Source organism: Rhodovulum visakhapatnamense, assembly GCF_004365965.1.
Lineage (GTDB): Bacteria > Pseudomonadota > Alphaproteobacteria > Rhodobacterales > Rhodobacteraceae > Rhodovulum > Rhodovulum visakhapatnamense.
Genome location: NZ_SOEB01000001.1, coordinates 242,922 through 258,012 on the forward strand (window position 1 = coordinate 242,922; position 15,091 = coordinate 258,012).

Sequence of the window (15,091 nt, forward strand, 5' to 3'; positions counted from 1 at the left end):
GTCGAAGGGACCGAGGGAGGCCGCCACCGGGAGATGCGGGTGCCGCCCTGTCCCTGCAACCGCCAGCCAACGCCAGGGAAGCGTCATGGTCTCACGCGTCATACCGGTCGATCCGTTCGATCTCGTCATCTTCGGCGCGACCGGAGATCTCTCTACCGGGAAGATCCTGCCCGGGCTTTTCCGCCGCGATGCCGACGGGCAATTGCCGGAGACCGCCCGGATCGTTGGCGCGGCCCGCAGTCCGATGGACGACGAGGGGTTCCGCACCCTGGTGCGCGCCGCGATCCATGCCGCGATCCCCGAGGGGCGGCGCGACGCCGAGGCCGTCGACCGCTTTCTGACGCGGCTGTCCTATGTGGCGGTCGATGCCACGGGCGAGGGCGGCTGGCCCGAGCTCGCTGCCAAGATGCGCCCCGAGGTGGTGCAGGCCTATTACTTCTCGGTCGGGCCGGGGCTTTTCGGGGCGCTGGCCGAGCGGTTGCATGCCCATGGCATGAATACCGAAGGCTGCCGGATCGTGATCGAGAAACCCTTCGGCCATGACCTGGCCTCGGCCCGGGCGCTGAACGCCACGCTGGCCGCGCATTTCGACGAACACCAGATCTACCGGATCGACCATTATCTGGGCAAGGAGACGGTGCAGAACCTGATGGCGGTCCGCTTCGCCAACATGCTGTTCGAACCGCTCTGGAACGCGCAATACGTCGATCACATCCAGATCACCGTGGCCGAGACCGTGGGCGTCGCGGGCCGGGGCGGTTATTACGACAAGTCGGGCGCGATGCGCGACATGGTGCAGAACCACATGATGCAGCTTCTGTGCCTGATGGCGATGGAGCCGCCCTATGCCTTCGAACCCGATGCCGTGCGCGACGAAAAGCTGAAGGTGATCCGCGCGCTCGACCCGGTGCGTCCGGCCGATATCGTGCGCGGCCAGTATCGGGGCGCGAACGGCAAGACCGGCTATCACGAGGATGTCGAGGACCCGTCAAGCCGCACCGAGAGCTTTATCGCGCTCAAGGCCCATGTCTCGTCCTGGCGCTGGAAGGGCACGGCCTTCTACCTGCGCACCGGCAAGCGGCTCAGGACCCGCACCTCGGAAATCGCGATCACCTTCAAGGATCCGCCGCATTCGATCTTCGGCGAACAGGAAGGCCACCGCGCCAATGTGCTGGTCATCCGGCTGCAACCCAATGAGGGCATCAAGCTGAAGGTCACCATCAAGGAACCGGGACCGGGCGGCATGCGTCTGATCGAGGTGCCTCTGGACATGTCCTTCGCCGAGGCACTCGGTCCCAGTGCGCAAGAGATCCCGGATGCCTATGAACGGCTCATCATGGATGTGATCCGCGGCAACCAGACGCTGTTCATGCGCGGCGACGAGGTCGAGGCCGCCTGGGCCTGGACCGATCCGATCATCGCCGCCTGGGAGGCGCGCGGCGACCGGCCCCAGCCCTACGATCCGGGCTCGTCGGGGCCCGAGGACGCGCTGATGCTGCTGCATCGCGACGGTCGGCGCTGGCGGGAGATCCGGCCGTGAAGCTGCTGACCTATCCCGATCTCGAGATGATGATGATCGCGCTGGCCAATGTGCTGGCGGGCGAATTGAACAACGCGCTGTTCCACGAGGACCGGGTCAGCATCGCGCTGCCCGGCGGCACGACGCCGGGGCCGCTTTACGACGATCTGTGCGCCAGCAGCCTTGATTGGTCCCGGGTCCGGGTGCTGCCAACCGACGAACGGCTGGTGGCGCCCGATCATCCCCGCTCGAACGAGGGCATGATCCGGGCGCGGCTGTTGACCGGCAAGGCGGCCGAGGCGCGGTTCATCGGGCTGAGGCCCGGCGCCGACGGCATGGACGGGCTGACCGAACGGGTGCGCCGCGCGCTGCCGCTGAACGTGCTGGTGCTGGGCATGGGGGACGACATGCATACCGCCTCGCTTTTCCCCGGCGCGCCCGAACTGGACGCGGCCCTCTCGCCCGAGGCGCCGCCGGTGATGCAGATCACCCCGCCGGGCCAGCCCGAGCCGCGCATCACCCTGACCGCGCCGGTTCTGCAGGGCGCGCTCAGCACCCATATCCTGATCACCGGGGCCGCCAAGCGCGCCGCGCTCGAACAGGCGGCCGAGCTGGCCGATCCGCATCTGGCGCCGGTCTGCACGGTGCTGAAGGACGCAACGGTCCATTGGACGGAGTAACGACGTGACCCTTTCGACGATCTGGGACCGGCTCGACGCCCAGGCGGGCCGGGTATCGGCACGCGCCATCGCGACGCTCTTTCACGACAGGAACCGTGCCGCGGCCTTCTCGGTCCGCTTCCCGGGTCCGTCTGCCGCCGCCGTCCATGGCGAAGAGATGCTGTTCGATTTCTCGAAGACCAATATCGACGAGGATACGCTGGAACTGCTGATCGAACTGGCCATCGCCGCCGGTGTGCAGGCCCGGCGCGACGCGATGTTCGCAGGCCGCCGGATCAACGAGACCGAGGGCCGGGCGGTGCTGCATACTGCGCTCCGGAACCCCGAGGGCAAGGTCGCGCTGGATGGCCAGGACGTGATGCCCGGCCTGCGCGAGACGCTTCTGAGGATGCGCGGCTTCGCGCGCGAGGTCCGGGGCGGCGGGTTCGTGGGGCAGGGCGGCGCGATCACCGATGTCGTCAATATCGGCATCGGCGGGTCGGATCTGGGTCCGGCCATGGCCTGCCTGGCGCTCGCGCCCTATCACGACGGTCCGCGCTGCCATTTCATCTCGAATGTCGACGGGGCCCATGCTGCCGACACGCTGAAGGACCTCGACCCCGAAACGACGCTGGTCATCGTCGCCTCGAAGACCTTCACCACCATCGAGACCATGACCAATGCCGAGACGGTGCGCGGCTGGATGGCGGCGCGGGTCTCGGACCCGGGCGCGCAATTCGCGGCGCTGTCCTCGGCGCTGGACCGGACGGCCGATTTCGGCATCGCGCCGGAACGGGTCTTCGGCTTCGAGGACTGGGTCGGCGGGCGCTATTCGATGTGGGGGCCGATCGGGCTGTCGCTGATGATCGCCATCGGGCCCGAGCGCTTCGACGACTTTCTCGCGGGCGGCGCGGCGATGGATGCGCATTTCCGCAGCGCGCCGCTGCGGGCGAACCTGCCGGTCCTGCTGGCGCTGGTGGGGATCTGGCATGCGCAGGTGCTGGGCCATGCGACGCGCGCGGTGCTGCCCTATGACCAGCGGCTGGCCCGGCTTCCGGCCTATCTCCAGCAGCTCGAGATGGAAAGCAACGGCAAGAGCGTGACCATGAGCGGCCAGGACGTCGCCCGGCCGACCGGCCCGGTGGTCTGGGGCGAGCCCGGCACCAACGGCCAGCATGCTTTCTATCAGCTGATCCATCAGGGCACCCAGGTCGTGCCGTGCGAATTTCTGGTCGCGGCGAAGGGCCATGAACCCGAGCTGGCCCACCACCACCGGCTGCTGCTGGCCAATGTGCTGGCCCAGTCGAAGGCATTGATGGAGGGGCGCGGGATCGAGGCCGCGCGCGCCATCGCCGAGAAGGCAGGCTTCGTGGGCGACGAGCTGGACCGGCAGGCGCGCCACCGGGTGTTTCCCGGCAACCGGCCTTCGACCACGCTGATCTATCCGCGGCTCACGCCGCGGATGCTGGGCCAGATCGTGGCGCTTTACGAACACCGTGTCTTCACCGAAGGGGTGATCCTCGGCATCAACTCCTTCGACCAATGGGGGGTCGAGCTTGGCAAGGAACTGGCCAAGTCGCTGGAGCCTCTGCTGGCGGGGGGCGCGCGTCCCGAGGCGCTGGACGGCTCGACCGCGCAGCTTCTCGATTTCGTCGCGGCAGTCAGGCTGAGCGTCTGACGCGGCGGGGGCCGTCCGGCGGGCGGCCCGGGATGGGGAAAGGATTCGTTTACGTTTTCGACCTAAGCTCGGCCCGGGTTGTGAGCGGAGCGAAGATGTCCACCTGTCGGGAATGCGGGAAAGTTCTGAGCGTGTTCGGTTCGGATGGCGACACGCTTTGCGAGCTTTGTGCCATGGTCCAGGATGCCGAGGTTCTGTTCCGCCAGATCCGGTCGCTGGAGGATGACGGCAAGACCCGCGCCGAGATCACCGAGGCCGTCTGGGACCGCTGGACCGCCGAAGAGCGCGCCGCCGGGTCCGAGGACCGCGCCAGGAAGGCGCTGACCGAGGCCGAACCGGCGGATCCCCGCCGGCGCCGCTGGCCGCGCCTGTCGCTGCGCTAGGACGGTCTGCCCGTTATCCCTCAGATTTCCGGCGGGCTGTGCCGCCCGTGGCGCCGGTCAGATCCAGTCGCGCGGCGCAAGCCCGCGGTCGGGTCCCGCCGTCGCGCCCGGTCCGAGGGCTTCGGCCCCCGCGGCTCGGGCAGGCTTCTGCCGAGGTCCGGCCCGGCTTCAGCCCGGGCTGCGGCGGCGGATCGGGTCGGCCAGCAGCCGCAGCCCGTTCAGCACCACCAGCACGGTGCCGCCCTCATGGCCGACCACCGCCACCGGCAGCGGCAGATCGAAGAACAGCCCCGAGGCGACCAGCACCGCCATCGCCCCCATGGCGAAGATCAGGTTCTGGCGAATGATCCGCGCCGTGCGCCGCGCCAGCGCATGGGCGGCGGCAAGCTGGCCCAGATCCTCGGACAGCAGCGCGACATCGGCGGCCTGCAGGGCCACCTCGGACCCGGCCGCCCCCATCGCGATCCCGACATCGGCCCGCGCGAGCGCCGCCGCGTCGTTGACCCCGTCGCCGACGAAGGCGACCCGGCCCGCCTCGGTCAGCCCGGCCACGATCCGCACCTTGTCCTCGGGGCGCAGATCGGCATGGATCTCGGAGGGCGCGATGCCCAGATCGCCGCCGATCCGTTCGGCCACCGCGCGCCGGTCGCCGGTCAGCATCGCGACACGCGCGACGCCCCGCGCGCGCAGCGCCGCAAGCCCGGGCCGGGCGGTCGGGCGCGGCTGATCCTCGACCGTGACAGCCCCCAGAAGCCGCGCGCCCCGTCCCAGCAGAACCAGCGTCTGGGTCCCGCGGTCGAGACCGCCGACCGGGGCGGGCCGGTCGTCCGGCGTGTCCCTGGCCCCCATCCGCGCCGCGAGCCGGGCGTTCCCGGCCCAAAGCACGCCCTCGTCGTCGACCCCCACCATGCCCTCGCCGGGCACCGCACGGGCCTCGCGCACGGGGACCGGCTTGAGCCCCCGAGCGGCGGCGGCGCGGCGGATCGCATCGGCGATCGGGTGTTCGGAATGGGCCTCGAGCCCGGCCAGCCGCGCGAGGAAGATATCGGGATCGCCCTCGCAGGCCAGGTCGACCACCTCCTGCCGCCCGGTGGTCAGGGTGCCGGTCTTGTCGAAGGCGAAACTGTCGACCCGGGCCAGCGTCTCGAGCGCGGCGCCGCCCTTGAACAGGACGCCGCCCCGCGCCGAGGCCGACAGCGCCGACAGGATCGCGGCCGGAACCGAGATCACGATGGCGCAGGGGCTGGCCGCGACCAGCAGCGTCGCCGCCTTGTAAAGCGCCGCGTGCCAGCCAAGGCCCAGCCAGACGAAAATCGCGAAGGCCAGCACCGCGCCCGCGAGCACGGCCACCGTATAGCGCTGGCCGAACCAGTCCGAGAAGCGTTCGGACGGCGCGCGGGCGGCCTGGGCCTCGGTGACCAGCGCGATCATCCGCGCGACGGTGCTTTCGGTCAGCGGCCGGGCGACCTCGATGGCCAGCACGCCATGCAGGTTCACCGTCGCCTCGAAGACCTGCGCGCCGGGCTGCTTGTGCACGGGGACGGATTCGCCGGTGATGGTGGATTCGTCGATCGCCCCCTCGCCCTCGCGGATCGTGCCATCGACCGGCACACGGGCGCCGGGGCGCAGGATCACGATGTCGCCCGGCATCAGATCGGCCACCGCGACCTCTTCGGTCTCGCCCGAGGCCCTGCGCCGCAAGGTGCGGTCGGGGCGCAGTTCCATCAACGCCTCGATGGCGCGGCGGGCGCGGCCCATGGCGCGGTGTTCCAGCGTGGTCGACAGGCTGAAAAGCGTCAGCAGCACCGCGCCCTCGGCGGTCGCGCCGACCGCCGCAGCCGCCAGCGCCGCGGTCACCATCAGGAGGTCGATATCGAGTTCGCGCTCGGTCCAGAACGCCCGCAGCGCCCGCATGGCCGCCGGAATGCCGCCCGCGGCATAGACCAGCGCCAGCGCCGCGGTGCCCGCGACCGCAGGCCAGCCGGTGTCGGGAAAGGGACCCCATCTGAGTGCGGCGGCCGTCAGCATCCCGGCCAGGGTCAGCCCGGTCAGGGCCAGGCGACGAAGGTCTTCGGTCGGCAACGTCATGATCGGGTCTTCCGGTCTGGCAGGCGCCCGGCCGCAGGTCGTGTCCCTGCGGCCCGGGCGGCCCATGGCTGGTCCGCGCCCGGGATATATCCTGTCGTGCGGCCTGCGTCAGCGGCCTTGAACGCGACGCGACCATGCGCCTCTTCGGGGCCGCGGGCGTCGGAGGCGGGGCGAAAAAGACATGCGGCCGGTCCTTTCGGACCGACCGCATGCCGGGGGAGACGCCCTTGGGAAGCTGCGGTCCCGGCGAGGGACTTGGGATTGGGACAGGATCGCCGGAACCGTCGAGGGGCGTCAGCGGGTGAGATCGAAGGAAATGTCGGTCTCGCCCAGGGTCCCCGTCTCGGTGTCGAGCTTGTCGAAAATCGTGTCGAGGATCTTGACCAGAACGGTCATGCCGCCCTGATAGCCGAAGGTCGGGAAGCGGTGATGGTGGTGACGGTCGAAGATCGGGAAGGTCAGCCGGATCAGCGGGATGTTCAGGTCACGTTCCAGATACTTGCCGTAGCTGTTGCCGATCAGCAGGTCGGTCGGCTCGGTCGCGAGGATCGAGCGCAGGTGCCACAGGTCCTTCCCGGCCCAGACCTGGCAGCCCTGCCCGTAGGGCGAGGAGGCCAGCAGCTCTTCCATCTTCTTGGCCCAGTCCTTCGAGCCGTTGGTCGCCAGGCAATGGGTCGGCTCGCCGCCGGTTTCCATGACGAACTTGGCCATCGCGTAAACGAAGTCCGGATCGCCGTAGATCGCGTAGGTCTTGCCGTGCAGATAGGCCTGGCTGTCGGCCATCGCATCGACGAGGCGGCCGCGCTCCAGCGTCAGGCAATCGGGAACCGCCTTGCCGGTCAGCTCCGAGACCGTCATCAGGAACTCGTCGGTGCCGGCGACGCCCATCGGATAGTGCAGGGCGGCGGTTTTCTGGCCCTTCTCTTCGCAGAATTCCAGCGTCCGGCGGGTGCAGTATTCCTGCAGCGACAGGGTCGCCTTGGCGTTGATCGCGGCCTTGACGTCATCCAGCTTGGTGCCGCCGGCATACATCTGGTAGTCGCCGTCCGAGGGGGTGTCGTAGACATCCGACACGTCCGACAGGATGGTGTATTCGACGCCCATGGCGGCCAGCATGCGGTTCATCTCTCGGATGTTGGCGACCGCGAAGCCGTCGAAGCCGGGGATGATGTTGATGCTGTCGGTCTCGGCCCGCTCGGCATCCTTCCAGAAGTGGGTCAGGATGCCTTTCTGCATGTTGTCGTAGCCGTCCACATGGCTGCCGACGAAGGCGGGGGTGTGGGCGAAGGGCACGTCGAAGTCCTCGGGCACCGAGCCCTTTTCCTTCGACTGGATGATGAACGAGTTGAGGTCGTCCCCGATCACCTCGGCCATGCAGGTGGTCGAGACGGCGATCATCTTCGGCTGGTAAAGCGCATAGGTGTTGGCCAGCCCGTCGACCATGTTCGTCAGCCCGCCGAACACGGCCGCGTCTTCGGTCATCGACGACGACACCGCCGAGGCCGGTTCCTTGAAGTGACGGCTGAGGTGCGAGCGGTAATAGGCGACGCAGCCCTGCGAGCCGTGCACGAAGCTCATGGTGCCTTCATAGCCCGCGGCGGCGAAGACGGCGCCCAGCGGCTGGCAGGCCTTGGCCGGGTTGATGACCAGCGCCTCGCGGGCGAGGTTCTTCTCGCGGTAGTCCCAGGACTTGGTCCAGTCGAGGATCTCGGTCACCTGGGGCGCGGTCGGCGCATTCTCGAACGTCGCCCGCTTGTTCTTGAACATTTCCTTGTATTCGGGCTCGTGGAACAGCTTGTTGTGGTCGAGCACCTTGTCTGCCGATTGGGGCATGGCTTGGGATCCTTCTTCGGGCCGTCCGCATTCCGAGACGCGGCCGAAAGGGTTGAGGGAGCTGGCGGGAGGTCTCGGCCCCCCGCCGAAGGGCGTCAGGCCGATTTCTTCCAGGGCGCGTCGAACAGGCCCCAGACCGGGTTGTTGATCGCCAGATCCATGTCGCGGGCGAAGATCGCGAAGCCGTCATAGCCGTGATAGGGGCCGGAATAGTCCCAGCTGTGCATCTGGCGGAACGGGATACCCATCTTCTGGACCGGGTACTTTTCCTTGATGCCCGAGCCCACGAGGTCGGGGCGCATGCCTTCGATGAATTTCTCGAGCTCGTAGCCGGTCACGTCATCGTAGATCAGCGTGCCTTCCTTGATGTACTCGCCGGTCCGCTTGTAGTCGTCGCCATGGGCGAATTCGTAGCCGGTGCCGACGATCTCCATGCCGAGGTCGTGATAGGCGTCGACCACGTGGCGCGGCCGCAGCCCGCCGACGTACAGCATGACCTTCTTGCCTTCGAGGCGGGGCTTGTACTTCGCCAGCACCGCGTCGACCAGCGGCTGGTACTTGGCGATGACCTCTTCGGCCTTGTCCTGGATGGTCTTGTCGAACTTGGCGGCGATGGCGCGCAGGCTTGCGGCGATCTGGGAGGGACCGAAGAAGTTGTATTCCATCCAGCCGACGCCGTAATTCTCTTCCATGTAGCGGCAGATGTAGTTCATCGACCGGTAGCAGTGGATGAGGTTCAGCTTGGCCTTCGGCGCGTTCTCGATCTCGGCAAGCGTCGCGTCGCCGGACCAGGACCCGACCACGTTCAGGCCGATTTCCTCCAGCAGCATCCGCGAGGCCCAGGCGTCGCCGCCGATATTGTAGTCGCCGATGATGTTGACGTCATAGGGGCCGGGCTGGTAGCTCGACTCTTCGCCGCCGTTGAACACCCAGTCGCGGATCGCGTCGTTGGCGATGTGGTGGCCCAGCGACTGCGACACGCCGCGGAAGCCTTCGCAGCGGACCGGCACGATGGTCTTGCCGATGTCCTTCTTCTTCTTCTTCGAGACGGCCTCGATATCGTCGCCGATCAGGCCGATCGGGCATTCCGACTGGACCGAGATGCCCTTGGCCAGCGGGAACAGCTCGTTGATCTCGTCGATCGTCTTTTCAAGCTTCTTGTCGCCGCCGAAGACGATGTCCTTTTCCTGGAAGTCGGTCGTGAACTGGAAGGTCACGAAGCTGTCGACGCCCGTGGTGCCGGTATAGTAGTTGCGGCGCTGGGACCAGGAATAGTGACCGCAGCCCACCGGGCCGTGGCTGATATGGACCATGTCCTTGACCGGACCCCAGACCACACCCTTCGAGCCGGCATAGGCACAGCCGCGGATGGTCATCACGCCGGGGACCGACTTGATGTTCGATTTGACCGTGTCGCATTTCGACACGATCTCGGTTTCTCCTTCGGCCACGGGGGCCGCCACGCCCAGGTGCTTGGCGCGTTTCTTGGCCGACTTGGCGGGATAGGCGGAGAGGACCTCTTCGATCAGCTTTTCGGGCGCGATCGGATCGGGAATGTCTTTAGCCATCTGGCAGGCTCCTTGGGGCGGGGTGGGGGGGCCGGCTGGCGCGCCGGCCCCGCGATACTCAGGCCTCGGACGCGGAGATCGCGGCGAGCCGGTCTTCCTCGGACTGCATGATGCCGAAATCCATCAGCATCTCTTCCAGCTCTTCCATGGTGATCGGGGTGGGGACGACGCCCTGGCCCGAGTTGTTATGGATCTTCTGGGCCAGCTGGCGGTACTCGTCCGCCTGGCTGCTGTCGGGGGCGTACTGGATCACGGTCTCGCGGCGCAGCTCGGCGTGCTGCACGATGTTGTTGCGCGGCACGAAGTGGATCATCTTGCAGCCGAGCTTCGAGGCCAGCGCCTCGGCCAGTTCCAGCTCGCGGTCGGTCTGACGTTCGTTGCAGATCAGGCCGCCCAGACGCACGCCGCCGGAGTTGGCGTATTTCAGGATGCCTTTCGAGATGTTGTTGGCGGCGTAAAGCGCCATCATCTCGCCCGACATGACGATGTAGATTTCCTGGGCCTTGTTCTCGCGGATCGGCATGGCGAAGCCGCCGCAGACCACGTCGCCGAGCACGTCGTAGGACACGTAGTCCACGTCATCGTAGGCGCCGTTTTCTTCCAGGAAGTTGATGGCGGTGATCACGCCGCGGCCGGCACAGCCGACGCCCGGCTCGGGGCCGCCGGCTTCGGTGCATTTGATGCCCTTGTAGCCGATTTTCATCACGTCTTCGAGTTCGAGATCCTCGACCGAGCCCGCTTCGGCGGCGAGGTGCAGCACGGTGTCCTGCAGCTTGGTGTTGAGGATCAGACGGGTCGAGTCCGCCTTGGGGTCGCAGCCGACGATCAGGATCTTCTGACCCATCTCGACCAGGGCGGCCAGCGTGTTTTGCGAGGTGGTCGACTTGCCGATCCCACCTTTACCGTAGAAGGCGATCTGTCTCAGAGAGCCCATGGGGATATCCTTTGCAGCTAGGTTCGTTTCCGTGTCGTGTCGCGAGAAGGCATCGCGGCCGCTCTCGAATGGAAATAAGCAGGAAGCGTGCCAAGCTGCTTCGGGGTTTAAAATCACATGAATACAAAGGTCTTTGGGGATTTCGTTGGCGGTGCCCCGATGTGTCGAACGCGACAAAGACCCGACAATTCCGCCCTGCTTCCGGCGTCTCGCCTGCGGCGGGTGTCCGGTCATGGGTATTTGGACCAAGAAGAAGCGGCAAAGGGGGGCATATTTCTTCTTGGCCGAAATACCCAAATGCAGACGGCCCCCGAAGGGGCCGCCAGGTGAAACCATGCGCGCGGGATGCGTGCGCCGCCGGATCTGTCGTCAGGCGGGGGCGGCCAGCGCCTCGGTCACCGCATCGAGCGGCAGGTCGAGCCGTTCGATCCCGAGTTCCTCGAGAAAGCGCGCCTCCATCCGGGTCAGATCGCCCTCGATGACCGCGGCATGGCCTTTGGCCGAGCGTTTGGCGATCTGGCGGGCGAAGGTTCTCAGCATCTGGTCGTCGAACCGGCAGCCCAGGAACAGGAAGGGGCGGCCGGTACGGCGGTTCTGCACCTCTTCGGGGATCGGCGACTGGATGTCGATCTCTGTCAGAACCTCGACATAGTCGTTGTCGGACATCAGGAAGGCATGGCCTTCGCGGATCAGCCCGTGGGGCTTGTAGATCAGCATGTCCCAGGCGGGATCGGGCTCTTCGCCCACAAGGCTGCCCGCCGCATCATAGGCGCGGGTCCAGATCTCGCTCCATTCGCCGTGGCGGCTGACGCCCTGAACGAAGCCCCACCCGCCGGAGCCCTCTGCGGCCGCGATCAGCGCGCCGTCATACCAGGCATCGACCACCAGCGGCGGACGGACCTGCGCGATCCAGCGATGCACCGGCCCGGGGTCGGGCCGTCCCGCGAAGGCTTCCTGCACGATGGCATCGAGGGTGCGGCGGAACCGCCGTCCCTCGACATATTGCGCCACCGACCACAGATTGCCCGAGGCGCGTTTCGGCGCGCGCACCCTGGCCTCGATCGCGGCACAGAGCGCCCCGGGCGAGGCGGGCTGGCCGCCGGCGGCGGTGGCGGCGACGCCCGCGCCCAGATAGGGCACGCGGCGCCCGGCCGCGACCTCGTCGAGCAGGGCGGACAGCCGGTCCGCGGCCGCCATCCCGCTCACTCCGTCGAGAGGCGGCGCGCCTCGATCGTGATCGGCAGCGAAGGCGGCGTGTCATAGGCGGGCATGTCGAACACCCAGCCATTGGTCAGCTTCGCCCAGCCGCCCCAGATCCCGGGATGCTCGGAATCGACGATCAGCTCTTCGAGGTCCTTCTTGGCCACGTAGACTTCCATGCCCTTGGGCGTGTCGCGAACGGTGATCTTCATGCGGTCTTCTCCTTGGCGGGGGTGTCGAGGCTGTCGAGTTCGTCGCGGCGCATGCCGACGATCGAGCGGCTGTCGATGAATTCGACCGCGTAGACGTAGAACTGCTGCAGGAAGGTGCCGATGTCGCGCACATAGCCGACCTCGCCCTTCCTGACCACGAATTCGCCGATCTCGCGGCCGGGCACGGTGCCGTCGTTGCGGATATGCTTGCGCGCGCGAACCTTCTCGCCGGGCTGGAAGGCGGGCGGGCCGTAAATCTCGATTTCCTTGTCATCCGTCGACATCGCTGTTCCTTTCGGCGGGAGGGGCGGCGGCACCGATTTCGGCCAGCCGGTCGGCGGCGGCCTGACGGACCGGCGCTTCGGGGTCGTCCAGAAGCCTGCGGGCAAGCGCGGCCCCGGCGCGTTCGGCCACCGCGTGACGGACCCTGAGGTCGCTGTCCTCGGCGAGCGGCCCGAGCCGGGCGGGGTCGATCCGATGGGCCACGGCGCGGCGCACCGCAGGGTCGGGGTCGACGATCAGCGGACCCAGCCAGCGCGGCGCCACCCGCTCGGCGACCAGCTTGCGGATCTCGGGGGCGGGGTCACGGGTCAGGATCGGCAGCACACCGGGATCGGCGCGCCGGGCCGCGACCTGCCGCACGAACGGATCGGGGTCGCGCAGAAGCGGCACCAGATCGGCAAAGGGCATCCGCCAGGCCAGCGCGATCCGCACCTCGCGGTCGGGATCGTCGAGCGCGGCCTTCGACTGCGCGGCGGGCAGGCGGACCGCCGCGACCGCGCGCACCCCCGGATCGGGGTCGTTCAGCAGCGGGCGCAGGCGGAAGATGTTGGCGATCCGCGCGGCATGGGCGCGGGTCTCCGAATAGGGATCGTCGAGACAGCTGTCGGCCGTGTCGGGGTTCATCATGAAGAACCGCGCGATCCTTGCCGCATAGCGGTCGAAGGCGCAGGACCAGCCCGGGCCGCATTGCCGACGGGCCAGAAGCCCGGAAAACCGGCAGGCGGCGCAGTCAAGCGCCGTTCCCTGCCAGTCGACCGGGTCTGGACCGCCGGTCATGGGCGGGCTCAGGCCGGAACGCAGGTGTTCGGCACCGGGCAGACGGCCGCGCATTGCGGGGCGTCGAACTGGCCTTCGCATTCGGTGCATTTCTCGGCATCGATGATATAGGCGTCGCCCTTGAACTTGATAGCGGCGTTCGGGCATTCGAATTCGCAGGCGCCGCAGACGGTGCATTGCGATTTGACGATTTTCAGGGCCATGGGAGTCTCCTTGGGTTTGGTCTTGGTCGGGTCACGCGCTCTCGGCAGTCCGTCCGGGGTGCGCGGTTTTCGAGTGCAGGACGGCGGCGATGGCCGTCTCGATGTAATCCTGGGCGAGGCCGTCGATCGCCTCGATACCTGCCTCGGCCAGGCGTTTCTTCGGACCGGCTCCGATCTTGGAACAGAGCACGTAGGGCACATCCTCAAGCACCCTCAGGATCTCGTCCATGCGCGCTTTGTCGCCATGCCCGCCCAGGCAGTAATTGTCGGCGCGGCGGTGGCCGACAAAGCGGATGCCCTCGGCATCGGCTTCGTAGATCTGGAATTCGGTCACCTTGCCGAAATGCATGTTGATGCGGCCCGAGCCGCGGGTGCAGACCGCAAAAAGCGTCGATTTCCCGGTCTCGGCCACGGTCGCCTCGGCCTGCGCCGCGGCGGCGGCGCGGTCGCGGCGTTCATCGGCCACCCAGTCGCGATAGGCGGTGCGGGCTTCGGTCGCGTCCGCGATCACCTCGGGCAGCTTGTCCAGCGTGAAGTCCTGGCCCCGGTCCTCGCCCAGAAGACCGACCGCATCGGCGCGGCACTGGCGGCAATGGCGCATCAGGTTGGCGCCGCCCGCGCAGGCGTCCTGCACCTTCTTCAGCTCGGCGCCGGTCGGCCCGCGCTGCCCGGTCAGGCCGAAATGGGTGCCATGGGCCGGGTCCGAGATCAGCGGCATGATGTTGTGCAGGAAGGCGCCGCGCGCCTTCACGGCCTTGTTCACCTCGATCAGGTGGTCGTCGTTGATGCCGGGGATCAGGACCGAGTTGACCTTCACCAGGACGCCGCGCGCCTTCAGCATCTCGAGGCTCAGCAACTGGCGGTCGCGCAGGATGGTGGCGGCCTCGATCCCGGTGCGGCGCTTGCCGTCGTAGAAGATCCAGGGATAGATGTGCTGCCCGATTTCGGGGTCGATGGCGTTGATGGTGATGGTGACGTGGTCGATGTTCATCGCCACGATCTCGTCGATATGATCGGGCAGGGCGAGCCCGTTCGAGCTGAGGCACAGCTTGATGTCGGGCAGGTCCTTCGAGACCAGATCGAAGGTGGCCTTGGTGCGGCGCCAGTCATAGGCCGCATCGCCCGGGCCTGCGATCCCCAGCACCGACAGCTGCGGCACCGAGGCCGCGACCGCCAGCACCTTGCGGGCTGCCTGTTCGGGCGTCAGTCGTTCCGACACCACGCCGGGGCGGCTTTCATTGGCGCAGTCGTACTTGCGGTTGCAGTAGTTGCACTGGATGTTGCAGGCGGGCGCGACCGCCACATGCATCCTGGCGAAGTAGTGATGCGCCTCTTCCGAATAACAGGGGTGATCCTTGACCTTGGCCCAGGTCTCGGGGTCCATGTCGGCCGGGCCCTGCGACGATCCGCAAGAGCCCGAGGAACAGCCGCCGCCCTTGGCCATCGCCTCGCCCATGTCCTTGCGGGACGCGACCTGAAGGCCGGAAATCGGGATCAGAGTGGCGGACATCGGCACGTCTCCTCGCAGAAATCGGGTTCCGGGTAGGTAGAAGCATTCAGCGTGCCAAGTCTTGTGGGCAGACCGGACCCCTTGTTTGCAGTGCGTTCGGGCGCTGCGGCGCGGGCGGCGACGGAACAACGATCCGACAGAACGTCCGAAACCCGACAAAGAGGTGTGGGCGGTGCTGGGGCGCACACGAAAGGGGCGGCCCCGTCCGGGACCGCCCCTCGTTTCGTCTGCGTCGGTGTCGAGGC

14 protein-coding genes are annotated in these 15,091 nt (G+C 67.5%); 4 read left to right on the forward strand and 10 right to left on the reverse strand.

All coding sequences use genetic code 11. From position 1 onward, the window contains the following. The first annotated feature begins 85 nt into the window (after positions 1 to 85). The 4 genes from zwf to EV657_RS01165 all read left to right on the forward strand — a co-directional run bounded on the left by zwf (position 86) and on the right by EV657_RS01165 (position 4,239). The gene (zwf, locus tag EV657_RS01150) at positions 86 to 1,540 is read left to right on the forward strand and encodes a glucose-6-phosphate dehydrogenase (protein WP_113669590.1); all 1,455 of its coding nucleotides are present in this window, start codon (positions 86 to 88) and stop codon (positions 1,538 to 1,540) included. Then, positions 1,537 to 2,199: a 6-phosphogluconolactonase gene (gene pgl, locus EV657_RS01155; protein WP_134076870.1), complete on the forward strand. Its 663-nt coding sequence runs from the start codon at positions 1,537 to 1,539 to the stop codon at positions 2,197 to 2,199. The genes zwf and pgl overlap by 4 nt, the downstream gene beginning before the upstream one ends. Before the next feature lie 4 nt (positions 2,200 to 2,203). Beyond that, positions 2,204 to 3,856, forward strand: coding sequence for a glucose-6-phosphate isomerase (gene pgi / locus EV657_RS01160; RefSeq protein ID WP_134076871.1), 1,653 nt, complete (start codon positions 2,204 to 2,206; stop codon positions 3,854 to 3,856). A 95-nt stretch (positions 3,857 to 3,951) separates the two neighbouring features. Further along, the gene (locus EV657_RS01165) at positions 3,952 to 4,239 is read left to right on the forward strand and encodes a hypothetical protein (RefSeq protein WP_134076872.1); all 288 of its coding nucleotides are present in this window, start codon (positions 3,952 to 3,954) and stop codon (positions 4,237 to 4,239) included. Between the two features lie 168 nt (positions 4,240 to 4,407). On the opposite strand, the gene EV657_RS01170 is transcribed toward EV657_RS01165, so the two are convergent. The 10 genes from EV657_RS01170 to nifB form a co-directional block, all read right to left on the reverse strand. After that, positions 4,408 to 6,327 (reverse strand): heavy metal translocating P-type ATPase, encoded by a 1,920-nt coding sequence (locus EV657_RS01170; protein ID WP_134076873.1) that lies wholly within the window; start codon positions 6,325 to 6,327, stop codon positions 4,408 to 4,410. Between the two features lie 294 nt (positions 6,328 to 6,621). Beyond that, positions 6,622 to 8,160, reverse strand: coding sequence for a nitrogenase molybdenum-iron protein subunit beta (gene nifK, locus EV657_RS01175; RefSeq protein ID WP_134076874.1), 1,539 nt, complete (start codon positions 8,158 to 8,160; stop codon positions 6,622 to 6,624). Positions 8,161 to 8,255: 95 nt separating this feature from the next. Next, complete coding sequence (gene nifD, locus EV657_RS01180; RefSeq protein ID WP_075786407.1) at positions 8,256 to 9,728, reverse strand: nitrogenase molybdenum-iron protein alpha chain; 1,473 nt, start codon at positions 9,726 to 9,728, stop codon at positions 8,256 to 8,258. Between the two features lie 58 nt (positions 9,729 to 9,786). Continuing rightward, positions 9,787 to 10,662, reverse strand: a complete 876-nt coding sequence (nifH, locus tag EV657_RS01185; protein WP_134076875.1) for a nitrogenase iron protein — start codon at positions 10,660 to 10,662, stop codon at positions 9,787 to 9,789. A 369-nt stretch (positions 10,663 to 11,031) separates the two neighbouring features. Continuing rightward, positions 11,032 to 11,859: an SIR2 family NAD-dependent protein deacylase gene (locus EV657_RS01190; RefSeq protein WP_134076876.1), complete on the reverse strand. Its 828-nt coding sequence runs from the start codon at positions 11,857 to 11,859 to the stop codon at positions 11,032 to 11,034. Between the two features lie 5 nt (positions 11,860 to 11,864). After that, positions 11,865 to 12,074 (reverse strand): putative nitrogen fixation protein NifT, encoded by a 210-nt coding sequence (nifT, locus tag EV657_RS01195; protein ID WP_075786404.1) that lies wholly within the window; start codon positions 12,072 to 12,074, stop codon positions 11,865 to 11,867. After that, the gene (locus EV657_RS01200) at positions 12,071 to 12,358 is read right to left on the reverse strand and encodes a nitrogen fixation protein NifZ (RefSeq protein WP_075786403.1); all 288 of its coding nucleotides are present in this window, start codon (positions 12,356 to 12,358) and stop codon (positions 12,071 to 12,073) included. Before EV657_RS01200 ends, nifT begins: the two co-directional genes overlap by 4 nt. Continuing rightward, a complete protein-coding gene (locus tag EV657_RS01205) occupies positions 12,345 to 13,133 on the reverse strand; it encodes a 4Fe4S-binding leucine-rich repeat protein (RefSeq protein WP_134076877.1) in 789 nt (262 codons plus the stop codon). Before EV657_RS01205 ends, EV657_RS01200 begins: the two co-directional genes overlap by 14 nt. Before the next feature lie 8 nt (positions 13,134 to 13,141). Then, the gene (locus EV657_RS01210) at positions 13,142 to 13,336 is read right to left on the reverse strand and encodes a 4Fe-4S dicluster domain-containing protein (RefSeq protein ID WP_075786401.1); all 195 of its coding nucleotides are present in this window, start codon (positions 13,334 to 13,336) and stop codon (positions 13,142 to 13,144) included. Between the two features lie 31 nt (positions 13,337 to 13,367). Beyond that, complete coding sequence (nifB, locus tag EV657_RS01215) at positions 13,368 to 14,846, reverse strand: nitrogenase cofactor biosynthesis protein NifB (protein ID WP_134076878.1); 1,479 nt, start codon at positions 14,844 to 14,846, stop codon at positions 13,368 to 13,370. Positions 14,847 to 15,091 lie beyond the last annotated feature (245 nt).